This is a genomic window from Streptomyces sp. NPDC000594, from assembly GCF_040299965.1.
Lineage (GTDB): Bacteria > Actinomycetota > Actinomycetes > Streptomycetales > Streptomycetaceae > Streptomyces.
Window position 1 is genome coordinate 190,204 of record NZ_JBEPCY010000007.1, and the last position, 21,196, is coordinate 211,399.

At 73.7% G+C, this 21,196-nt stretch carries 16 protein-coding genes and 1 pseudogene; 2 read left to right on the plus strand and 15 right to left on the minus strand.

The features are described from left to right. Window positions 1–21: 21 nt before the first annotated feature. From ABT354_RS13575 to ABT354_RS13645, 15 genes and pseudogenes are all read right to left on the minus strand, one after another. Window positions 22–807 (minus strand): amino acid ABC transporter ATP-binding protein, encoded by a 786-nt coding sequence (locus ABT354_RS13575; protein ID WP_351493181.1) that lies wholly within the window; start codon window positions 805–807, stop codon window positions 22–24. An 81-nt stretch (window positions 808–888) separates the two neighbouring features. Further along, window positions 889–1,791, minus strand: a pseudogene (locus ABT354_RS13580) (amino acid ABC transporter permease); the annotation flags it as partial. A 14-nt stretch (window positions 1,792–1,805) separates the two neighbouring features. After that, the gene (locus tag ABT354_RS13585; protein ID WP_351492945.1) at window positions 1,806–1,931 is read right to left on the minus strand and encodes a hypothetical protein; all 126 of its coding nucleotides are present in this window, start codon (window positions 1,929–1,931) and stop codon (window positions 1,806–1,808) included. Further along, window positions 1,928–2,488, minus strand: a complete 561-nt coding sequence (locus tag ABT354_RS13590; RefSeq protein WP_351492947.1) for a GNAT family N-acetyltransferase — start codon at window positions 2,486–2,488, stop codon at window positions 1,928–1,930. Before ABT354_RS13590 ends, ABT354_RS13585 begins: the two co-directional genes overlap by 4 nt. Further along, complete coding sequence (locus ABT354_RS13595; RefSeq protein WP_351492950.1) at window positions 2,485–3,621, minus strand: LLM class flavin-dependent oxidoreductase; 1,137 nt, start codon at window positions 3,619–3,621, stop codon at window positions 2,485–2,487. The genes ABT354_RS13590 and ABT354_RS13595 overlap by 4 nt, the downstream gene beginning before the upstream one ends. A gap of 451 nt (window positions 3,622–4,072) precedes the next feature. Continuing rightward, a complete protein-coding gene (locus ABT354_RS13600; protein ID WP_351492952.1) occupies window positions 4,073–4,963 on the minus strand; it encodes an SAM-dependent methyltransferase in 891 nt (296 codons plus the stop codon). Between the two features lie 68 nt (window positions 4,964–5,031). Further along, the gene (locus tag ABT354_RS13605) at window positions 5,032–7,617 is read right to left on the minus strand and encodes an aminotransferase class III-fold pyridoxal phosphate-dependent enzyme (RefSeq protein WP_351492954.1); all 2,586 of its coding nucleotides are present in this window, start codon (window positions 7,615–7,617) and stop codon (window positions 5,032–5,034) included. Beyond that, on the minus strand, window positions 7,614–9,005 hold the full coding sequence (locus ABT354_RS13610; RefSeq protein ID WP_351492956.1) for a cytochrome P450: 1,392 nt from the start codon (window positions 9,003–9,005) through the stop codon (window positions 7,614–7,616). The genes ABT354_RS13605 and ABT354_RS13610 overlap by 4 nt, the downstream gene beginning before the upstream one ends. Window positions 9,006–9,008: 3 nt before the next feature. Continuing rightward, complete coding sequence (locus ABT354_RS13615) at window positions 9,009–10,133, minus strand: terpene synthase family protein (RefSeq protein WP_351492958.1); 1,125 nt, start codon at window positions 10,131–10,133, stop codon at window positions 9,009–9,011. Beyond that, window positions 10,130–11,515 (minus strand): cytochrome P450, encoded by a 1,386-nt coding sequence (locus ABT354_RS13620; RefSeq protein ID WP_351492960.1) that lies wholly within the window; start codon window positions 11,513–11,515, stop codon window positions 10,130–10,132. Before ABT354_RS13620 ends, ABT354_RS13615 begins: the two co-directional genes overlap by 4 nt. A gap of 231 nt (window positions 11,516–11,746) precedes the next feature. Further along, window positions 11,747–13,459, minus strand: a complete 1,713-nt coding sequence (locus ABT354_RS13625; RefSeq protein ID WP_351492963.1) for an acetate--CoA ligase — start codon at window positions 13,457–13,459, stop codon at window positions 11,747–11,749. Further along, window positions 13,456–15,612: an FAD/NAD(P)-binding protein gene (locus ABT354_RS13630; RefSeq protein ID WP_351492965.1), complete on the minus strand. Its 2,157-nt coding sequence runs from the start codon at window positions 15,610–15,612 to the stop codon at window positions 13,456–13,458. The genes ABT354_RS13625 and ABT354_RS13630 overlap by 4 nt, the downstream gene beginning before the upstream one ends. A gap of 29 nt (window positions 15,613–15,641) precedes the next feature. Beyond that, a complete protein-coding gene (locus tag ABT354_RS13635) occupies window positions 15,642–17,123 on the minus strand; it encodes a methylaspartate mutase (RefSeq protein ID WP_351492968.1) in 1,482 nt (493 codons plus the stop codon). Then, entirely contained in the window at window positions 17,120–17,734 is a 615-nt protein-coding gene (locus ABT354_RS13640) for a cobalamin B12-binding domain-containing protein (RefSeq protein ID WP_351492970.1), read from the minus strand. Before ABT354_RS13640 ends, ABT354_RS13635 begins: the two co-directional genes overlap by 4 nt. A 334-nt stretch (window positions 17,735–18,068) precedes the next feature. Continuing rightward, window positions 18,069–19,133 carry a helix-turn-helix transcriptional regulator gene (locus ABT354_RS13645; protein ID WP_351492972.1) on the minus strand — a complete coding sequence of 355 codons (1,065 nt, stop codon included), beginning with the start codon at window positions 19,131–19,133 and terminating at the stop codon, window positions 18,069–18,071. Window positions 19,134–19,253: 120 nt separating this feature from the next. Between ABT354_RS13645 and ABT354_RS13650 the strand changes: the two genes are divergently transcribed. Continuing rightward, the gene (locus ABT354_RS13650; RefSeq protein ID WP_351492974.1) at window positions 19,254–20,024 is read left to right on the plus strand and encodes a PIG-L deacetylase family protein; all 771 of its coding nucleotides are present in this window, start codon (window positions 19,254–19,256) and stop codon (window positions 20,022–20,024) included. 423 nt (window positions 20,025–20,447) lie between these two features. Continuing rightward, window positions 20,448–21,194, plus strand: coding sequence for a hypothetical protein (locus tag ABT354_RS13655; RefSeq protein WP_351492976.1), 747 nt, complete (start codon window positions 20,448–20,450; stop codon window positions 21,192–21,194). Window positions 21,195–21,196 lie beyond the last annotated feature (2 nt).

Sequence of the window (21,196 nt, forward strand, 5' to 3'; positions counted from 1 at the left end):
GGGTGGGGTGGGATGGGGTGGTCAGAGGACCTTGGAGAGAAAGGCGCGGGTCCGCTCGCGCCGCGGGGTGTCCAGGACGGCCCCGGGTGGGCCCTGCTCCACGATCACGCCACCGTCCATGAAGACCACGGTGTCGGCGACCTCGCGGGCGAAGCCGATCTCATGGGTCACGACGATCATCGTGGTCCCGGTGCGGGCCAGGTCCTTGATGACATCGAGGACCTCGCCGACCAGCTCCGGGTCGAGCGCCGAGGTGGGCTCGTCGAACAGCAGCACCTTGGGTTCGAGGGCGAGCGCGCGCGCGATGGCCACCCGCTGCTGCTGGCCCCCGGAGAGCTGCCCCGGGTAGGCGTCGGCCCGGTCGGCGAGTCCGACCCTCTCCAGCAGCCGGCGGGCGCTCTCCTCGGCCTCCTGACGCCGTCGGCGCAGCGCGGAGACGGGCGCCTCGACGAGGTTCTCCACCACGGTCAGATGCGGGAAGAGGTTGAAGCTCTGGAAGACGAACCCGATGTGGGTGCGCTGCTTCAGGATGTCCCGCTCCTTCAGTTCGTACAGCTTGTCACCGGAGCGGCGGTAGCCGATGGGTTCGCCGTCGATGCCGATCCAGCCCCGGTCGGCCCTCTCCAGGTGGTTGATGGTCCGCAGCAGGGTGGACTTCCCGGAGCCGGACGGGCCGAGGATCACGGTGACCTCGCCGGTGTGGACCCGGAGGTCGACGCCGCGCAGCACCTCCAGCGCGCCGAAGCTCTTGTGGACGCCCCGGATGTCCACCATCACCTCGCCGGTGTCCGCCCCCGGCCCGCTCATCGGCCGCCCCCCCGGGGGCTTCGCGGCGCGCAGGGCGCGGACCGAGCGGCGCAGGCGCTGGAGCGGGGTGGGCGGCGGGGTGCGGTCGGTGCCCCGGGCGAAGTACCGCTCCACGGAGTACTGGGCGACCGACAGCAGTGAGGTGAGGGCCACGTACCAGGCCGTGGCGACCAGCAGCAGCGGGATCACCCGGCCGTTGCGCCCGTAGACCACCTGTACCTGGTAGAACAGCTCACCGATGGCCATCACATAGACCACCGAGGTGCCCTTGAGGAGGCCGATGATCTCATTGCCGGCCGAGGGCAGGATGGCGCGCATGGCCTGGGGCAGGACGATCCGGCGGATCTGCCGCAGCCGGGGGATGCCCAGCGCGGCGGCGGCCTCCAGCTGTCCGTGGTCGACGGAGATGACGCCGCCCCGGACGATCTCGGCGGCGTAGGCGGCCTGGTGCAGTGTCAGCCCGATGACGGCGGCGCCGATGGTGCCGATCAGGCTGTTGCTGTCGACGGACCAGAACACCGGGCCGAACGGTATGCCGACGCCCAGCCTCTCGTACAGGGCACTGAGGTTGAACCAGAACACCAGCTGGACGATCATCGGAATGGAGCGGAAGATCCAGATATAGGTCCAGGCGACGGTCCGGAGCACCGGGCTGTGCGACAGCCGCATGAAGGCCAGTACGGTGCCCAGGAGAAAGCCCAGCACGGTGGCGTAGGCGGTGAGCTGGAGGGTGACCCAGACCGCCTGCACGATCGTCTCGGACAGGATGTAGTCGCCGAAGACACCCCACTCCCAGACCGGGTTGGTGGCCAGTCCATGGGCGAACTGGGCGACCAGCACGGTGACGGCGACCGCCGCCGCCCAGCGGGCGGGATGGCGGGCGGGGACGACCGTGAGGAGGGCCGGGTCCCCGGGGCCCGGCGGGGCCGCGCCGCCGGTGGCCGGGGAGGGTGCGGCCGTGGCATCGGTGGCGGATCGTCCCATCCCGGCTCTCCCGCTCACTCGCCGGAGCCAGGAGCGGTCGGTGCCGGTACGGGGATCAGTGCCGGTACGGGTGCCGGCGCGGCACCGGTGGGGGCGACGGCGGCGGGTGTACGGGGAGCCGGGGCGGCGGGGAGGCTCACCGGCCCGCTTCCTCTCCCCGGTGGTCCACGGCCGGCAGCTGCTTCTCGAAGGGCAGCAGGCCGATGGTCTCCGGGTCGGCCCCGGTGTCGAACAACGGGGTGTAGCCGGTGGTCAGATAGAGGCCCCGGGCCTCGGGCTGGCGCGGGCCGGTGGTCAGGTGGATCCGCCGGTAGCCACGGGTGATCGCCTCGGCCTCCAGCTCGGCGACGACCCGCCGGGCCAGCCCGCGCCGCCGGTGGGCGGAGTGTGTCCAGATCCGCTTCAGCTCGGCCGTGGTCCGGTCGTACCGGCGGAAGGCGCCGCCCGCGACCGGTTCGCCGTCTTCGAGGAGGAGCAGCAGGACTCCGCCGTACGGCGGGGTGAACTCCTCGTCGGGGTAGCGGGCGAGTTCGGCGTGGGCGTCCCCGCCGTAGCGCCTCGCGTACTCGTCGCCGAGTTCGCGCAGCAGGGGTCCGGTCCTCGGGTCGTCCACGGTCACCTGGAGGACCGTCGGGCCCGACGAAGCCTCCGGAGCCGGTGGGGCCGGTGGCGGTGGCGGTTGTGCGACCGAGGTCATCCGTTCACCGCCGTCAGGGTCTGGGGGCCGCGTACCGCCCGTGCGGCGTCGCGCCGGGCGACCTCCTCGCGGACGATCGGGATCACCTCGCGGCCGAAGTCGATGGCGTCGCCCAGCAGGTCGTAGCCACGGGCGGAGAGGATGTCGACGCCGAGGTCGTAGTAGTCCAGCAACGCCCGGGCGACCGTCTCCGGGGTGCCGACCAGGGCGTTGGAGTTGCCCGCGCCACCGGTGGCGGCGGCTGTCGGGGTCCACAGGGCACGGTCGTAGCGCTCCCCCGCCTCGGCGATGGCGATGAGCCGCTGGGATCCGGTGTTCTGGGGCCGGGTGGGTCCGCTGTGGCGCCCGGTGACCGACCCGCCCGCCCCTTGGCGGGCCTTGATCGCGGCCACCGTGCGGTGGGCCTTCTCCCAGGCCAGTTCCTCGGTCGGGGCGATGATGGGGCGGAACGCCACCTGGATGCGGGGAACGTCGGTGCGGCCCGCGGCCTTCGCGGCGGCCTTCACGGCCTCGATCTGCTCGGCGGTCCTGGCCAGGGGCTCGCCCCAGAGGCAGTAGATGTCCGCCTCGGCGCCCCCGGCGGCGTACGCGGCGGGTGACGAGCCGCCGAACGAGACACCCGGGCGGGGCCGCTGGAGCGGGCGGACATCGCTGACGAAGTCATGGAAGCGGTAGTGCTCGCCCTCGTGGTCGAAGGGTTCATCGCTGGTCCAGATCCTCTTGACGATCTGGATGTACTCGCGGGTCCGGGCGTAGCGCTCGTCCTTGGTGAGGGTGTCGCCCTCGCGGCCCTGCTCCTGGTCGTTGCCGCCGGTGATGAAGTGCACGGTGAGCCGGCCGTCGCTGATCCGGTCCAGGGTGGCGAAGGTCTTCGCGGCGTAGGTCGGGTACGAGACATTGGGCCGGTGGGCGAGGAGGATCTGGAGACGGTCCAGCCGGCTCGCGATATAGGCGGCGGCCGGTGCGGGATCGGGTGAGCCGGAACCATAGGCGAACAGCACCCGGTCCCAGCCGTGGTCCTCGTGCGCACGGGCGAGTCGGAGGGTGTACTCCTTGTCGAAGGCGGCGCCGGAGCGCGGGGTCGTTTCACTGCCGTCGTTGGTGGCGGCGATGCCAAGAAACTCCACGGGCATGGGAGATGGCCCTCTCTCAAGTCCTCTGGGGCCGTGCCCCGGGCGGCGCCGGGCACGGCGGAGCGATCCTTCGGTGGCGCCGGGTGCGACGGCGCTCCAGGAGGCGGGGAAGCGGATGGTGGCGGGGGCGGGGCCCCGCCGGGCTGTCCGTACGCGGTCGCGGCGCGCGCTCGGCGCAGGGGGAAGGGGGCCGCGAAAGGGAGGGATGGGCCGCTACGGCGCTACCGGGGGAGGGAAGGGCCGGTCGGCCGGCCCTGGTGCCGGGTCAGGCGCGACACGCGGCGGACCACACCCGACCGAAGTCGATGTGGTCGCGGGTGACCAGGTGCTGCTCGGCAGTCATGCCATCAATTGAGCAGTACTTATCGCTTCCCGTCAACCATGGACCGGGTGATGTGAGGGCGCTGGGCGCTTCCTGTACGTGGTCGGCCCATCGACGTGGTGGCCCGTGTCACCGCTGTGGGCGCCGGGTGATGAGGAGGGCGTAACCGAGTTCGGGGAGGGCGCCGAAGCGGGGGAGTTCGGCCGCGGCGGAGAGAAAGGGGTCGGTGTCCGCTTCCCCGGCCGCCGCTCCTGTGGCCGCCCCTCCCCCGGGTGCCGCGGCCGTGAGGGCCTTCGCGTAGGCCGCGTAGGTACGGCGCACCTGCTCGCCGATGTCGGTGAACTCCACGAGATGGAGCCCGGCGGCCCGTACCGCCTCCCGGTACTCCTCCGGGCCGGGCAGCGACGGCGCCTGATACGCCTCGCACATCCGCGCGACGAACTCCGCGGTCTCCCCGTGGACGGGCCGGCGCAGCAGCACATCGGCGATGACCAGACGTGCCCCGGGCCGCAGGGTGCGGGCGATCCCGGCCAGGGCGCGGGCCCGGTCGGCGATGTGCATCAGGCATTCGATCGCCCAGGCACCGTCGAAGACAGCGTCGCCGAAGGGCAGGCTCAGCACATCGGCGTGGCGGAACTCCACCTGGTCGGCGACGGCGGAGGCCCGGCCCCTGGCCTGGGCCAGCGCGCTCTCCTGGCGGCTCACCGTGACGCCGGTGACCCGGGCCCCGGTCGCGGTGGCGATCCTCAGCGCGGGGCGTCCCGTACCGCATCCCACATCGAGCAGCCTGCTCCCGGCCACAGGGGCGAGGCGGGCCGCCACCAGGTCGGTCAGCCGGTCCGTGGCCTGGTCGAGCGCGCTGGTGTCGGTCTCGTCCGCCCAGTACCCCGAGTGAATATTGCCGTCGGCGGCGCCGCCGACGAGGTCCAGATGGGTGTCGTAGAACTCCCCGGTGTCGGTGGAGGGGGCTTCCGTGGACGGCGGTACGGCAGCGGTACTCATGGGCGTACGGTCGCTCATGCGGGATTCCTCTCGGCGGTGGCGGGTCGGTAGGGGCCGGTACTTCGGCGTCGGCATAGGCATCGGTGTCACACCGTGAAGAGGCCCGCCTCCCGCATCTCGCCGAGCGACCGGTCGAAGGCCGTGACGACCTGCTCCACGTCCTCGTCGGTGTGTGCGGCGGAGATCAGGAAGACATGCAGCTCCGGCAGGTACACACCGTGGGTCCGCATCCAGTACGCGAGCGCGGTCGTCGCCCGGTAGTCGAGTCCGTGCAGCAGATCCCGGTAGTAGCGGAGCCTCCGGTGGGTGAAGCCGAGGGAGAAGATCGAGTGGTGCGCGTGCAGCCGGACCGGCACCTCATGGGCGTCGGCGGCCTTCCGCAGCCCCCGGGCGAGCAGCTCGGTGCGCCGGTCGAGTGCGGTGTACAGCTCGGGGTGGTCCCGCAGATGGCGCAGGGTGGCGAGGCCGGTGACACAGGTGAGGTGGTTGCCGCTCATGGTGCCGCCGAGGAAGGCCCGTTCCTCGCCGTCCCGGAAGGGGTCGCCGGTGCCCCGCCCGTACTCGGTCATCTCCTCGGTGCCGACCAGCGCCCCGCAGGGCAGCCCGCCGCCGATGACCTTGCCGAGTACGGTCAGATCGGGGGCGATTCCGGTCCGGGTCTGGATCCCGCCGTAGGCGACCCGGAAGCCGGTGACCACCTCGTCGAAGACCAGCGGGATGTCCAGCTCGGTGCAGAGGGCGCGCAGATCGGCCAGATAGCCGGGGTCGGCGCCGTCGGCGGTGATGGCCATCGGTTCGATCAGGACCCCGGCGACGTCGGCGGCATGGCGGCGGAGCAGATCGAGGCTGTGGGGGTGGCCGGCCTGGAGGACCAGGGTGTCGCGGACGGCGGCGGCTGAGGTGCCCGGGAAGCCGGCGATCGGCTCGGGGGCGTGCGGCGGCCCGGCGACCCGGAACCAGGAGCTGACGGAGGCCGGGTCGGCGAAGCCGTGGAAGTGGCCCTCGTGCTTGGCGATCAGCCGGGCGTGCGGGCGGCGGGCCCGGCAGAGCCGGATCGCGTGGAGGGTGGCCTCGGTGCCGGAGTTGGCGAGGATGGCCCGGTCGGCGGCGGGGAAGGCGTCGACCAGGAGTTCGGCCAGCTCCACCTCCGCCTCATGGGCGAGGGCGTTGACATTGCTGGTGGCCGCCGCGCGGGTGAGGGCCTCCCGGACGGCGGGGTGCCCCCGGCCGAGGAGCGCGGGACCGCCGCCGCCGCCGAGGTCGATGTACTCGTTGCCGTCCACGTCGGTGAGGCGTGCGCCCTGGGCCTCGGCGACGAAGAGCGGATAGGCGCTGGGGAAGTAGTACCGGTCCAGATGGGTGGGGGCGACCAGACAGGAGCGGGCGCGGGCGCGCAGGGCGAGCGAGGTGGGGGTGGTGGCCGCGAAGTACCGGTCGAAGCGTTCCTTGACGGCTCCCCGGACGACGGGCGAGTGGCGGTCGGCGAAGCGGCGGGTGTTCTCCCAGATGTCCATCGCGGGGTCGATCTGCGCCATGTAGCCCTCGCAGGAGAGCATGGCCAGCTCGCCCTTGGTGTAGCTGGGGGTGTACGCGGCGCCGTGCCGCCCGAGGACCTGGTTGACGTCCTGGAAGAAGGCGGTGCCCGACCAGCGGTCGGCGACGGTCTCGAAGTGGTGGACCAGGACGGCGCGCAGCTCGTCGGCGTAGCCGGGGCTGGTCAGGGGGTCCCGGTCGGCGAGGACGAAGAATTCGGTGAAGCGGCGCACGGCGAGGTCCCACTCATGGCGGGTGGCGGCGCTGTTGAAGGAGGCGAGGCCCCATCGCTCGGTCTCGGTGTAGTAGGCGGTGATGCCGAAGTCGAGCAGGATGAACCGGCCGTCGGGGGTGAGCAGGACATTGCCGGGATGCAGATCGCCGTGGACGACTCCGTCCAGGTAGAGCATGGTCAGCAGGATCTCCTGGAGCCTGCGGGCCAGATCGGCGGGGGGCAGGTCGACCCGGTGGGCCTCACCGCCCGGGATGCCCTCCATGTACTCCATGACGAGCACGCCCTCACCGCTCAGCTCGGGGTGGGCGCGGGGAACGATGACGAAGGGGTGGCCCTCGAAGTTCCGGGCGATGGCGGTCATGTTGGCCAGCTCGGTGGTCATGCTGAGCTGTTCGCCGAGCAGCCGGGTGATCTCGGCGATACGGGCGGGCATCCGCAGCGGGCGCAGCGGCGGCAGCAGGGTGTGTGCGGTACGGACGAGGGTGGTCAGGACGGCCAGGTTGACGCGGAGGGTGGTGGGGACCCCGCGTTTGACGACCTTCACGGCGACCTGGGTGCCGTCGTGGAGGGTGGCGCGGTGGACCTGGGCGATGGAGGCGCCGGCGAGGGGGACGGGGTCGAAGGTGGCGAAGACCTCATGGGGCGGCCGACCGTAACGCCGGGTCAGGACGCGGGTGACCCGGGCCGGTCCCATGGTCCGGCCCCGGTCGCGCAGGGTGCTCAGCTCCTCGATCGCCGCCGGGGGCAGCCAGTCGGAGCGGGTGGAGAGGATCTGTCCGAATTTGCTGTACATGGGGCCGAGTGCCTGGCAGAGCCGGCGGGCCCAGCGGCCCCGCCGCCGTCCCCGGTCGGGGGTGGCGGCGGTGGCGGGCCGCTCCGTGGCGGTGGGACGTACCGTGGTCATGCCGGGTCCTTCCCCGCCGCCCGGGCGCGCGGCCAGACCCGCAGGGTGACCCCGCTCCCGGGGTGGAGTGTGGTCAGCGGCCGGGGGACGATCGGGGCCTGTCCCGGCGGGCGGGTGAAGCGGTGGCGCTGGGCGATGGCCATGAGGACGAGCTGGAGCTCCATCAGGGCGAAGTGCTGCCCGATGCAGACGCGTTCACCGGCGCCGAAGGGCATATAGGCGCGGCGCTGGCGGTCGGTGAGCCGTTCGGGGGCGAAGCGGCCGGGGTCGAAGACGGCGGGGTCGTCCCAGTAGCCGGGGTGGCGGTGGAGCAGATAGGAGTTGATGTAGATATTGGCCTGGGCGGGGATGCGGTAGCCGTCGATGGTGTCCTCCTCGCGGGCCCGGCGCATGAACTGCCAGGCGGGCGAGTACATGCGCAGGGTCTCCTCCACGATCCGGCGGGCGTAGGGGGCCCGGGGCAGGTCCTCGAAGGTCGGGGGGCGTCCGCCGAGGACGGTCGTCAGCTCCTCGTGGAGCGCGGCCTCGATCTCCGGCTGCCCGGCGAGGACATAGAAGGTCCAGGCCATGGCGTTGGTGGTGGTCTCATAGGCGCCGACGACGATATTGAGGACCTCGTGGTGCAGCTGTTCGAGGTCCATGCCCCGGCCGTCGGACTCGTCGACGGCGTGTCTGAGGATGCTGAGGAGGTCGATGCGCCCGCCGGGCTCCTCGGCGCGGTGGACGAAGGCGGAGACGCACTCGTCCATCCGGCGGATGGCCCGGCGCAGCCGCAGATGCTCGGGGGTCGGCACCGACAGCGGGGGGAAGGGGAACCGGAAGAAGCGGCCGAGGATGTCATTGGCCTCGGTGAAGGCCGCCGCGAACCGCCGGGCGGTGTCGCCGACCTGGGCGCTGAAGAGGGTGCGGGTGACGATGTGGAGGGCGAGTTCGCTGAACTCCTGGCTGAGGTCGGCGCTCTGGCCGGGGCGGAGCGTGGTGTCCCAGCGGTCCAGCATCCGCTGGGTCTCCTCGGTCATCCCGGCGGTGAACTGGCGTATCGCCGCGGGCCGGAAGGCGGGTTGCATCATGCGCCGCTGCCGGAGGTAGAAGGCGCCACCGGGGTTGGTGATCAGGCCCTGGCGGAGCACCGGGCGCACCAGCCGGTAGAGCATCACCTCCTTGTCGTACCGGTGACGGTGACCGACGAGGACCTGGTGGATGTGGTCGGGGTTGTTGAGCACGATCACGGGGGCACCGAGCAGCCGGAAGCGGAAGATGTCGCCGTGCTCGGCGGCGGCCCGTTCGAGGAAGCGGATCTGGTCGCCCCGGAAGCTGACGCGGCCGGGTGGGAGGCCGGTGGCGCGTGCGGTGGGGATCTCCCGGCGGTGCGTTGCGGGCGCGGACACCGCTCACCTTCCGTTCGGTCGTGGTCCGGTGACGCCGTGCAGGCGCTGGGGTGTGTGCGGGGCCTGGGGGGTATGCGGGGTGTGGGGAGTCCGGGGGGTGTGCGGGATCCAGGAGGCGAGGGTGGTCTCCAGATAGGCGGGGGTGCCGTGTTCGCGCTCCGTGTACCGCAGGGTGGCGCGGGACCAGTCGAAGTTTCCGCGCATCCAGGACTCCATGCCCGCGAGGCAGCGGGTGAGCGCGGTACGGTGGCCGGGGAAGGCGGTGAGGAGCCGCTCGCGCAGTACCCCGTACCGCTCGATCTCGGTGTTGACGGCGGCGGCGGTGTGGTCCAGGGCCTGCCGGTGGCCCAGTCCGCGTTCGGCGGCGACGACGGTGACCAGGTTGTGGTATTCGCCGAGGGCGGTCTCCTTGCCGAGGGAGTACCAGTCGTTGGTCCAGACGACGACATCGGACGCGGCCCGCAGGGTGGCCTGGAACTCCAGCCCGGCGTGGATCCGGTCGGGGATCTCGGCACCGGTGACGATGTCGATGAGGTCCATGCAGACGAGGATGGCGCCGGTGTGCCGCCGCTGTTCGATGTACTCGGCCTCGCCGGGGATCACTCCGGCGACCCGGTTGGCCGCCTCCCAGCAGGCGGCGTCGAGGCAGGCGGTGAGATGGCGGGTGAACCTGTCCCGCCAGTGCGCCCCGGCCCGGGGCGCGGTGCGGTACCAGAGGTCGCGCAGGGCCAGCACCAGCGGGGCGCCGGTCTCACCGGCGCCCACCGGCCGTACGGGACCGTCGAGGACATCGAGGAGGGTGCTCGCGGCGGCGCGGGTCGCGGTCAGGTCGCGGCCGACCCGGCCGTCGTCGAGCTGGTCGTCGACGAGGAAGAGCCAGCCGAACCAGTCGGCCATCAGACAGAGGGACTCCAGATCGGCGGTGGGGTAGGTGACGGCGGCGAAGGTGCCGAAGCCGGCGCGGGCGAACCGCTCCCGGGCCGTGCGCTCGCGCACCGCGCCGAACCGGGCCGCCCAGAGGTCGAGCTGGGCGCCCGCCTCCTGGGCCCAGGGGCTGATCCGGGGCGGGAAGGGGCAGCGGATCGGCAGCAGGGCGGTGTCGTCGCCGATGCGGGGGCGGGGGCTCACCGGGGCCACACCTCCAGCGGCACCCCGCCGCGCGGATGCAGGGTGATCAGCGGTTCGGGGCGGACGGGGGGACGGCCCGGCGGCAGGGTGAAGCGGTAGCGCCGGGCGATGGTGAGCAGGACGAGATGGAGTTCGGTGAGGGCGAAGTGCTGGCCGATGCAGATCCGTTCACCGCCGCCGAAGGGCATATAGGCGTGGCGGTGGCGGCCCTGGGAGCGTTCGGGGCTGAAGCGCTCGGGGACGAAGGAGTCGGGGTCGTCCCAGAGGTCGGGGTGGCGGTGGAGGACATAGCTGTTGAGATAGATATGGGCACGGGCGGGCACCCGGTAGCCGCGGATGGTGTCGGGGCCCTTGGCGCGCCGCATGAACTGCCAGGCGGGCGAGTACATGCGCAGGGTCTCCTCGACGACCCAGCGGGCGTACGGGGTCCGCGCCATGTCGTCGAAGCCCGGCACCCGCCCGCCGAGTGCCCGGTCGGCCTCCTCGGTGAGTCTGCGGGCCTCCTCCGGGTGGCTCGCCAGCAGCCAGAAGATCCAGGAGAGGGCGTTGGTGGTGGTCTCATAGGCGCCCACGACCAGATTGAGCACTTCGTGGTGGAGCTGTTCGGCGGCCATCCGGGAGCCGTCCCGCTCGTCGGCGGCCTCCATCAGCAGACCGAGCAGATCCGGCTCGTCGGAGGGCTCGGCGGCCCGGCGGCGTACGAAGGAGGCGATGAAGGCGTCCATCCGGTCGATCGCCCGGCGCAGCCGGCGGTGGGCGGGGGTCGGTACCGACAGCGGGGGGAAGGGGAAGGTGAAGAACCGGCCCAGGATGTCATTGGCCTCGGTGAACGCGGCGGCGAAGTCCCGTGCCGCGTCCCCGACACGGGCGCTGAAGAGGGAGCGGTTGACGATCCGCAGGGCCAGTTCGCCGAAGTCGCGGTGGACGTCGACCACGGCGCCCCGGGGGTGGTCGCGCTCCCAGCGGTCGAGCATCCGGGTGGTCTCGTCGGTCATGGTCGCGGCGAACCGGGCGACGACGGCGGGCCGGAAGAGGGGCTGCATCAGCCTGCGCTGCCGCTGCCACGGCTCGCCGCCGGGGCTGCCGATCAGCCCGTCCCTCAGCACGGGGCGGACCAGACGGTAGAGCAGGGCGTCCTTGTCGTAGTTGGCCCGGTTCTCCACCAGCACCCGGTAGATGTCCTCCGGATGGTTGAGCATGATCATCGGTAGGCCGAAGACCCGGAAGCGCAGCACGTCCCCATGGGTTCTGACCGCCCACTGGAGGAAGCCCAGCTGGTCGCGGCGGAAGCTCGTGCCGTCGCGGACCCGCTCGGCGAACCGGACGGCGGGCACCGTCCGCCCCTGGCCCGTCCGGCCACCCGGCCGTAAGTCTGACGCCATGCGTGTCCCACTCCCTCGCTGGAAGATGTGTGCCGTGTGCTGTTCGCGGGCAGGGCGAGAGGGGCCGATCGCAGGGCGTCGGCCGCCGTAGCACCGAGGGGTTCCGGCCGGACGGTGGGAGGCCGTGCCCCATAGATCTCCACGGCTCCTTCTGACCGATGGTTCAGGACTGTTCGAACGGTGTCCGGGAGCCGGCGGTGCCGGGAGTGTCACCGCCCGGGTGTACGGGGTTCACCGCCGCGGCCGGTGCTCCGGCCCCGGGGCCGCGTTCCGCAGGGCCGTGCGGCGCACCTTCCCGGAGGGGGTGCGCGGCAGCGCGGCCCGGAACTCCAGGGCACGGATCCGCTTCTCCTCGGGGAGTTCGGCCCGCAGCAGGGCGAAGACCGCGTCGGCGGCGGTGTCGGGGCGGACACCGGGCGCGAGGACCGCGTACGCCTTCGGGACCTGGCCGCCCGCCCGGTCGGGTACGGGGACCACGGCGGCCTCGCGGACGGCCGGGCAGCGCAGGACGACGGCCTCCAGCTCCTGGGGGGAGAGACGGTGGCCGAAGGAGTTGAACAGGTCGTCGGTGCGGCCGAGGCAGCGCAGGACTCCGTCCGGGGAGCGGACCAGGAGATCCCCGGTGCGGTAGCGGCCGCCGGCGAACGCCTCGGCGGTGCGGGCGGGGTCGTCCGCGTAGCCGCGCATCAGTCCGACGGGGTGTTCCGCGAGGTCGAGGCAGAGTTCGCCGGGGGTCCCGTCGGGGACCTCGCGCCCGGTGCCGGGGTCGATCAGCAGGGCCCGGCAGCCCGGCAGGGGGCGGCCCATGCGGTCGGGGACGGGGCGGGTGCCCGGCGTCCAGCCGAGCCGGGCGGTGGTCTCCGTCTGGCCGTAGCCGTCGCGTACATCGATCCCCCACGCCCGCCGGACGGCGTGGAGCACCCCCGCGTCCAGGGGTTCACCGGCGGAGACCGCCTCCCGCAGCGCGGGCGGCCTCGGCCCGGGTCCCTCGGTGAGGAGGGCCCGCCACACGGTCGGCGGGGCGCAGAAGGAGGTGACCGCGCGGGTGCGCAGCACCTGGAGGACGGTGTCCGGCCGGGCCGCCGCGGCCGGGTCCAGGGCCACCACGGTGGCCTCCGCGTTCCACGGGGCGAAGAAGGAGCTCCAGGCGTGCTTGGCCCAGCCGGGCGCGGAGAGGTTGAGGTGGACATCGCCGGGGAGCAGCCCGTTCCAGTACATGCCGGAGAGATGGCCGACCGGATAGCTGGTGTGGGTGTGCTCGACGAGTTTGGGCCGGGCGGTGGTGCCGGAGGTGAAGTACCGCAGCAGGGGGTCGTCGGCGCCCGTCGGCCCGTCGGGGCGGAAGGCAGCCGAGGCGGCGCGGTGGTCCTCGTACGGTGTCCAGCCGGGTCCGGCGGCCGGGACGGCGATCGTGAGCGGGACGTCGGGGCGCCACTCCCCCAGCCGTTCGATGAGCGCGGCTCCGGCGACGACGCACCGTACCCGGGCACGTTCGACGCGTTCGGTCAGTTCGGCGGCGGTGGCGGTGGGGTAGGTCGGGACCAGCACCGCGCCGAGTTTGATGGCGGCGAGCATGGTCTCCCACAGCGCCCGCTCGTTGTCGAGGAGCAGCAGGACGGGGTCGCCGCGCCGCAGCCCGAGGCCGTGGAGCCGGTTGGCGAGCCGCGCCGAGCGGCGGGACAGCTCGCCCCAGCCGATGGTGGTGTCGTCCTCGGGGCGGGGGTGGGCTCCGCGCACCAGGCGCAGCGCCGTCCGGTCGCGCCGGGCCGGGTCGGCGGCGACGGCGTCGAACCAGTCCAGTGCCCAGTTGAAGGTGGCGGGGCGCGGCCAGTGGAACTCCCGCTGGGCGGCGGCCGGGTCGGTGCGCAGGCGCAGCAGGGTGTCACGCGCCGCCCGGAAGACGGCTGTGGGGCACGGTGCCGGGGGGTCGGGGGTGGTGTTCATCGCGGGGCCTCCCTCACGGGGGCGGGAAGGAGCACGGCGGGGCTTTGCCGTACGGGGCGGTGGAGCGGCGGCCGGGAGGGGCCCCGGTCGGGGCTCCCGTCGGGGCGGTCGGCGAGCATCGCGGCGGCGACGGCGTCGGCCTCCTGGTGGAAGCGGGTGGGCGCGCCGGGCCGGCCGCTGCCGACCTGGGTGAACCAGCGGGTGTGCTCGGTGGGGATGCCGAGGGCGTAGAGGCCGGGGGTCGGCTCGCCCCGCCCGTCCAGGACCCGCCCGCAGCCCTCGGTGATGTCGAGTCCGCCGGTGGGGTGCCGTTCCCCGTCGGGGCTCACGGTGACGAACTCCCTGATCAGCCCCTGGGCGAGCAGCCATCGGGTCAGGGGTGCGGTGTCCCGGCGCAGATCGGGCGCGGGGATACGGGCGTCCACGAGCACGGCGGCCGTGCGGGCGGAGCCCCGTACCCGGGGTGAGGAGACGGCGAACCGGCCGCTCTCCTCGTCGGCCCGGAACACCGTCTCCGGGCCGATGATCTCGACCAGGCCCCGGCGGACCAGGGCACGGAGCTGTTCGACCCGTTCGGCGGGCGGGCCCGCCGACAGCAGCGCGTTGAGGGGGAGGAAGCCGCCCACGAAGGCGTCCCGGTGGGAGCGGGGCAGCAGCCCGCCGTGGTCGACGGCGTCCCGGAGGGTGGAGCGGATGTCCCGCAGCACATCGAGCGCGGCCTTCAGGGGGCCGCTGACATTGCCGAGGGCGGCTTCGGCCAGATCCTGGTCCAGGGCGCGGAGCATCCGGTCGCGGAAGGCGCCGGGGCCGGCGAACTCCTCCCCGGCGAACGGCCGGGCGAGCGCGGTCAGATCGAGCGGGGGGACATCGCCGAGCCGTTCCCGGGCGAGGAGCGGCGCGGGGTCGCGTCCCTCGTGCAGGGCGGCGGCGTGGAGGGCGGCGAACCGGGCGGCGCGGCGGGGTCCGAAGCGGGCCCGGACCTGCGCCGTCCAGTAGATCTGCGCCACCTCCCGCAGCAGCGCCGGCAGGACGTCCTCGGCGAAGTCCAGCCGTCGGTCGCCCCCGGTGGCGGCGGCGCGGCGGGCGCGGGCGGCGGCGAGCGCGGCCGGGGTGAGGAAGAGCGCCCGGTGACGGTGGCCGGGGCCCTTCTCGTTCCGTCCGCGCGCGGGGATGGGGAGTCCGCCGCGCGATCCGGCGAGGATGCGGGGTTCCCGGCCGCCGGGCTCGTAGCGCAGTACGCCGCCCGGGTCGCGGACGAAGCGTCCGCCCCGGCCCACGGTGAGGGTGAGCAGCACATCGTAGAAGGAGAGTCCGAGCCCTCGTACGGCGATCGGGGCACCGGGCGGCACGGCCGACTCGCCGAGCCGGGGCTCCAGGTCGGCCGCCGAGTCGCCGCGGAGATAGTGGACTCCCGGGTGGCGGCGGGCGAATTCCAGCAGCGCGCGCTCCCGGGCGTCGGGTTCGTTGTGCGGATGGCCGGTGGCGAGCAGGACCGCGTCGGCGCGCAGGGTGTACGGGGAGCGGTCCAGGGTGAGCCGGTATCCGCCGCCGGGCAGCGGTGCGAGGGTGTCGACCCGGGCGGTGTGGGCGACGAGCCGTGCGTGCGGCGGGAGATGCGTGGCGATCGAGCGGTGCACGGAGCGCAGATAGCGGCCGTACGCGGCGCGGGGGGCGTAGTCGTCGGGTCCGGTGACCGGTTCGCCGGGCCGGTCGCGGGCCCCTCGCCCGGCGAGCCATTCCCCGAGCGAGGGGCCCGCCCCCGGGCGCGCCGGGCCGCCGTCGGGGCCGCCGGAGTACATGGTGACCTGGCCGGCGACGGTGTTCATCGTGTACCAGCCGGACTGGTCGGTGCGCCAGATCCGGCCGGCGCCCACCTCATGGGCGTCGATGGCCCGGAGGGTCACGGGGACGGGCCGCACGCCCGCGCGCCGGGCCCGCTCGGCCTCCTCGGTCAGCCGTACGGCGATCCGCTCCAGTACGGCGATGCCCCGGGGGCCGGTGCCGACGACGGCGAGGGTGGCCCCGGTCGCGGTGGGCAGGGTGTCTCCTTCGTCCGACCCCGAACCAAGGGGGCCCCGGGGATGCGGCAGCCACCCGGGGTGCGCGGGGTCGGCCGTCGCGGGGTCCCCCGTCACGGGGTCGGCGGTGCTCATGGAGGGTTGTACGGGGGGTCGCACGGGTCTCACCTGTCCTGACGGAGGGGGTCGCGTGAGGTGTGGAGGGGGTCGCACGGGGTAGGGAGCGGCCTTCGCGGGACGGCGGGCCGTAGGGCGGGCGGTGTCCCGGGGCGCAGGGGCGGTCTCCCGGGGACAAGGGCCGGGATCTCGCGTTCGAGGGCAGGGGCACCGGGCGCGAGGTCCGGGGTGGTCTCGCGGTCGTGGGCGCGCTGGACGTACCCGAGCATGTCGAGCAGTTCCCCGGCCCGCAGCGGCCGCCCCTCGGCACCGGCGGCGGTCCGCACCGGCATCGCCCCGCCGCTGCGCCACTGGAGGCTGCCGCGCCGGTCGATGAAGCCGCGCGCGCGATTGGCGTTGTCGGCGTGGAGGCAGTACGGCACATCGAGCAGCCCGGCGGCGAAGGCGCGGACCAGGGCGGTGCCGATGTCGGGGGCGAGCGCGCGGGCGGTCTCCACCAGGGTGCGGGCCTCGGCGAGGACACCGAACTCGCCCTCGTCCGCGCCGGGTCGGGCGGGCGCGGCGCGCGGTGTGCGCCGGGCGGCGTCGGCGGCCTCCTCCAGGGCGAGGACGTTCTCCTCGACGGTGGGGATGCGATGGGCCTCGGCCGGGGTCTTCACGATGAGCCGCTCGACGCCGCCGCGCACGGCGAGTTCGGCGCTGGCCCGCAGCAGCCGCAGCGCGCCGCCCCGGGAGCGCGGGAACACGCCCATATAGGTGTAGAGGACCAGATGGGTGTCGGCGTCGGGGAGGTGCTCGGCCGCGAGGGTCCGCAGGGCGGTGAGCGCCTCGGCGTCCTGGGCGGGGCTGGTCTGCTGGGCGTAACTCAGGGAGATGCTGCGGAGCCCGTACCGGCGGAAGAACAGCCCTTCCAGGACGGCGAGCGCGACCAGCAGGGAGGGCGGGCAGAGCTGGCCGAGCAGACAGCCGCCGAAGCTCTCCAGATGGGCGGTGCCCCCGGAGCGCTCGGCGAGCAGTTCGCAGCTGCGGGCCCAGGCGTCGACGGAGGTGGCGAGCGGGGTGCGACTGTAGGGCAGGCAGTAGGAGACCGGGCCGCCCTCGGTGGCGTCGAGCCCCGCGTCCAGCAGGGTCCGCACGATCGTGTACGGGTCGGCCGAGCCATGGCGTATCTGCACGGCGAAGCCCGGCGTTCCGTCGCCGAGGTCCCCGAGCATCCGCCGGGTGGCGTCCGCGCCATGGGCGACGAGCGGGTAGCCGTTGAGGGCGGCCCCGGAGTCGAGCGCGGCACGGGCGTGGCGGTGGTCGCCGACCCGGGTGTAGCTGTCGAGGGTGACGGTGCCGACGGTGCGGGCGCGCGCGGCCCGTACCGCCAGCAGCCCGCGCCGCATCGTCCTCGGGTCGGGGAATCCCATCCGGGGCTGGACCACCAGTTCTCCGCTCCGGCGCGCCGCCTCGACGGCGGCGGCGAAGGCGGAGCCCTGCCGGGGGTGGTGGGCGTTGCGGGGGCCGGGGCCCTGCGGGAGGTTCACGACGCTCCTTCCGGGGCGGTACGGGGACGGGGCACCCGGCTGTCGTGCGGGGGGCCGTAGGGCGTGCGGGGCACGGTCGCCTTCGGGTGCGCGGTCCCCGGGGCCAGGGCCACGGGGGCGGCCCGGCCGAGGTGGCGGCGGAAGTCCTCGACGCCCTGTCCGTCCTCGAAGACCGCGTCGAAGCCGGCGGCGAGCAGCCGGGGGCCGTGCGCGCCGGGGTTCCCCGATCCGCCGTCGACGCCGAGCTTGCCGCCGATGACGGCGAAGAGCCGCCGGAGTTCGGGGTGGCGCCTCAGGCGGGCGATCACCCTGCCGCCGTCCAGGGCGCCATGGCCGTTGACGCTGCTGATGACCAGCGCGTCGGGGCGCAGTCGGCGGCAGGTGTCGATCAGCAGTTCGTCGGGGACGCAACTGCCGAGGTTGGTCACCCGGTAGCCCATCTCTTCGAGGAGCAGATGGAGGAAGACGAGGTTCCAGGTGTGGGCGTCGGAGGAGACACCCGAGACGAGGACATGACGGCGCCGGGGGGCATGTGTGTGCACGGGGCGGATGTCGGCGGGGCCGGAGCGGGGCCGCCGGGGGGCGGCGGGGTCCGGCTCGGGAAAGGCCATGGGGGATCTCCTCTGCGGCTGCGGCAGGGGCGCGGTGCTGCGGCGGGGCGCTGTCGGAGCTTCGTCCGCCGCCGGACCCGGGAGCCTGCCCGCCTCGGATGAGGGCCGGGGGCGCCGTACGGGCGGGCCGTACGGGGTTCGTGCCTGCTCTTCGAGTCTCGGCCGGGGGGACGGCGAGGGGTATCCCGAGTTTCGGGGGGGCGACGGCCGGCCGGTCTCCTGGTGCGGCCGCGCGGGCGCCGGGCGTCGGGCGCCGGGCATCGGGCATCAGGTGTCGGGCATCAGGTGTCGGGCGCCGGGGCGGAAGGAGGCGGGCGGAAGGAGGCGGCCCGGGTCAGTGGCCCAGCGCCGCGATGAGTTCGTCGCGACCGTCCGCGCCCGTCTTGCGGAAGACCGCCTTGAGGTGGTCGTTGACGGTGTGCACGGAAAGGTCGAGCCGGTGGGCGATGCGCTGGGTGGCGGCCCCGGTACGGAGTGCGTCGACGACATCGCGTTCGCGGGGCGTGATCCCGTACCAGGCACAGAACGACGGCAGGACGAGATCACCGACGGGGGCCTGGATCACCAGGGCGATATCGCCCCCGACGCCCATGGTCTGCCCCTGACAGACGATCCAGCGGCCGCAGACGGCGGGCGGGGAGCAGACCAGCGGGGCCGAGGCGTTCCTGCGGTGCTCCGGGCTCCGGGTGGAGAGGGAGAGCGCCATCAGAAAGACATCGGGCATCCACTCCGGGATGACCCGCCGCCCACGGGCACGGAACAGTTCCAGCCATGCGCCCGCCTGCGGGCTGACCGTTCTGACCCGGTGGTCGGGTCCCATGGTGATCACTCCGGCCGGCAGCGCCGGGGCGGCGGGCAGCAGCGGACCCGCGAGGACATGCCGCCGGACCGCGACGATCAGCGCGGGCGCGAGCAGGGCGGCCAGGCGGGCGTCGTCCGGGTCGAAGGGCAGGCCGCCCGTGGAACGGATCAGGGCGAGCATGCCCCAGACACCGCGCTCGTCGCGGAGCAGCAGCCGGAGTTCGGAGAGGGCCCCATGGGCCGCGAGCACCTCGGCGCGCAGCCGGTCGGCCGGGGAGAGCGTGGGGTCACCGACGGTGACGACATGGGTAAGGGCGGCACCCCGGGCGACCGCGCCGGCATGCCAGGGGCCGCCCTGCTGGTGGCGGTGGCGGACCAGCGCCTTGACCAGCGGGGTCGGGAATCCGTGCCAGAAGCTGAAGCTCCCGAAGCCCAGGCCGATCGCGGGGTCGGAGCCCACGAGGGTGAAGGCGTCATGGGGCACGACCGGGGCGATCAGCTGGGAGAAGGCTCGCCCCCGGTCGTCGGCGTCGGCCTGCTGGACCGCGACGAAACCGAGCTCGCGTGCCAGTCGGCCGTCGACCGTCACACGACGCATGACTTCAAAATTATCCTAAATGTCACTTTCTGCGCAATCTTGATTGAACGTCGCACCATCGCTGCGGGACGGGGGAGAGTGTGCGCCGGCCCGTTCCCCGTGGAAGAAGGATCCCGTCCCATGGCTCTGCCTCCTCCCCCGTCCCTGCTCGGGGTGTTCGCCCACCCCGACGACGAGTCCCTGCTCGCCGGTGGGGTCCTCGCCCGGTCCGCCGACGCGGGTGCGCGGACCTCGGTCACCACCGCCACCTGGGCCGAGGACAGCGCCCGGGCCGGCGAACTCGCCGACGCGCTCGCCGTCCTCGGTGCCGGTGTGCCACGGATGCTCGGGTACGGGGACGCCCGCGACCCGGCCGCCGCCCCCGGGCGGGCCCGGCTTCTCGACGCGCCGCTCGATGAGGTCGTCGCCCGTCTGGTCGCCCGGATCAGGGAGTTCCGTCCGGATGTCGTGATCACGCATGACGCCGTCGGCCAGTTGACCGGGCATCCGGACCACCGCCGTACCCATCAGCTGACCCTGCTCGCGGTGGAGGCCGCCGCGCTCGGCCATCTCCATCCCGAGGCCGGGGAGGCCTGGGCGGTGGGCGCGCTGTACGCGGCCACACATCCGGAGTCCGGGGTCGGCGACCTGGCGCCGCTCCTGGCCGGGGTGGGCAAGTCCCTTCTGAGCGTGCCGGACACGTATGTCACCACGGCCGTGGATGTGACGCCGTGGCTCGACCGGAAGTGGCGGGCGATCCTGGCGCACCGCAGCCAGGTGGCGAGGGAGCGGCCGCTGCCGGGGATCCTGTCGCGGCTCGGGGAGGAGCGCCGGAGGCGGATCCTCGGCACGGAGCACTACACCCGTATCGGGCTCGCGCCCTGTCGGGAGGGGGCCCCGCCGACTCTCTGACCGGGGCCTTCCCGGGGGGCCCGGCACGCACTCCGCCCCGCGCCCCCTCCCGCACTCTCTCCCTCGCATTCACTCGAACGAGTGGTATCGCCCGAGAGAGGAACGACGCGTCCACCCGGGCCCGTTGTCCGTGTAGATGTTCGACGAGGCGAGTCTTCGGCACCGGACGGTCCGGCCCGGTGGGGTCCGGTGCCGCTCGCACAGGGGGGAGGAAAGATGACGGTGGTTCAGAGCAGAGGAGTCGGTGGCGGCCGTCGGAGAGGCCTGCTCTCACCGGGGCGGACCTCCTCACCGCACCCGCCCCGGCCGGGCCCGCGCACACCGCCCCCGTCCCCGGCGCCCTGGACACGGGTGCGGCGGCGCGCCCGTTTCGCTACCGTCGCCGGTGGACTTCACCGGCGACAGCACGGACCGGAGGCACGTGTGGACACGGGCACGATGGTGGTGGGTTTCCGGCTCGGACACGATGTCCGCAGATGGTCGGGGACCGTGCTGGTGACGGAGAGCGGTGTCACGCACCGGGGTTCGGGCCCCTACGGCGCTCCGGTGCGGGCCACCCACGCCCGCGCCCCCGTGAGCACCCGGGAGGAGCATCCCCTGCCGTCGCAGATCGCCTGGCTCCGCAAGGAGTACGCGCGCTACCGCCGTGACGGCTACCTCCGCCCGCTGATCCCCCCGGCGTGTGTACGGCTGCCCGTCGCCGAGGTTCCACTCCACCCCGAGCCCTGGGGTGAGCACGCCCCCCGCCCGTCCGCGCCGCTGCTGGAGGCGTTCATCGACGCCCGGCCCGCCGATCCGGAGGGACCGGAAGGGCTGGGCGGTCCGCAGGGGCTGGAGGCGGCCGTCGGCACCTTCTACCGCGCCCTCGGCCTCCCGGCGCGCCCGCCTCGGCAGCTCCGCCGCCCCGGAGAGCCCGCGCTGCCCCCGCGCGCGGCCACGGTGCTGCGGGCCCTGGCCACCGGGAAGCCGGTCGTCTTCCCGCCCCGGCGGGGCATCGGGTACACCTTCACCCCACGGACCGCCGTCATCGAGATAGGCGACCGCCGCGTCCATCTGGACCACCAGGGAGCCCTGGAACTCCAGGCCGCGCTGACCGCATGGCTCGTCCACACCCGGCGGACCGCTCAGGGCCCGCCACCGGCCGTCGGCCCGGAGGAGGACCACAGCTGAGC

Bases quoted from the DNA above. Each gene is read 5' to 3' on its own strand.
- ABT354_RS13575 (WP_351493181.1), bottom strand. From the start codon at position 807: ATGAGCGGGCCGGGGGCGGACACCGGCGAGGTGATGGTGGACATCCGG.
- ABT354_RS13590 (WP_351492947.1), bottom strand. From the start codon at position 2,488: ATGACCTCGGTCGCACAACCGCCACCGCCACCGGCCCCACCGGCTCCG.
- ABT354_RS13595 (WP_351492950.1), bottom strand. From the start codon at position 3,621: ATGCCCGTGGAGTTTCTTGGCATCGCCGCCACCAACGACGGCAGTGAA.
- ABT354_RS13600 (WP_351492952.1), bottom strand. From the start codon at position 4,963: ATGAGCGACCGTACGCCCATGAGTACCGCTGCCGTACCGCCGTCCACG.
- ABT354_RS13605 (WP_351492954.1), bottom strand. From the start codon at position 7,617: ATGACCACGGTACGTCCCACCGCCACGGAGCGGCCCGCCACCGCCGCC.
- ABT354_RS13620 (WP_351492960.1), bottom strand. From the start codon at position 11,515: ATGGCGTCAGACTTACGGCCGGGTGGCCGGACGGGCCAGGGGCGGACG.
- ABT354_RS13625 (WP_351492963.1), bottom strand. From the start codon at position 13,459: ATGAACACCACCCCCGACCCCCCGGCACCGTGCCCCACAGCCGTCTTC.
- ABT354_RS13630 (WP_351492965.1), bottom strand. From the start codon at position 15,612: ATGAGCACCGCCGACCCCGTGACGGGGGACCCCGCGACGGCCGACCCC.
- ABT354_RS13640 (WP_351492970.1), bottom strand. From the start codon at position 17,734: ATGGCCTTTCCCGAGCCGGACCCCGCCGCCCCCCGGCGGCCCCGCTCC.
- ABT354_RS13645 (WP_351492972.1), bottom strand. From the start codon at position 19,133: ATGCGTCGTGTGACGGTCGACGGCCGACTGGCACGCGAGCTCGGTTTC.
- ABT354_RS13650 (WP_351492974.1), top strand. From the start codon at position 19,254: ATGGCTCTGCCTCCTCCCCCGTCCCTGCTCGGGGTGTTCGCCCACCCC.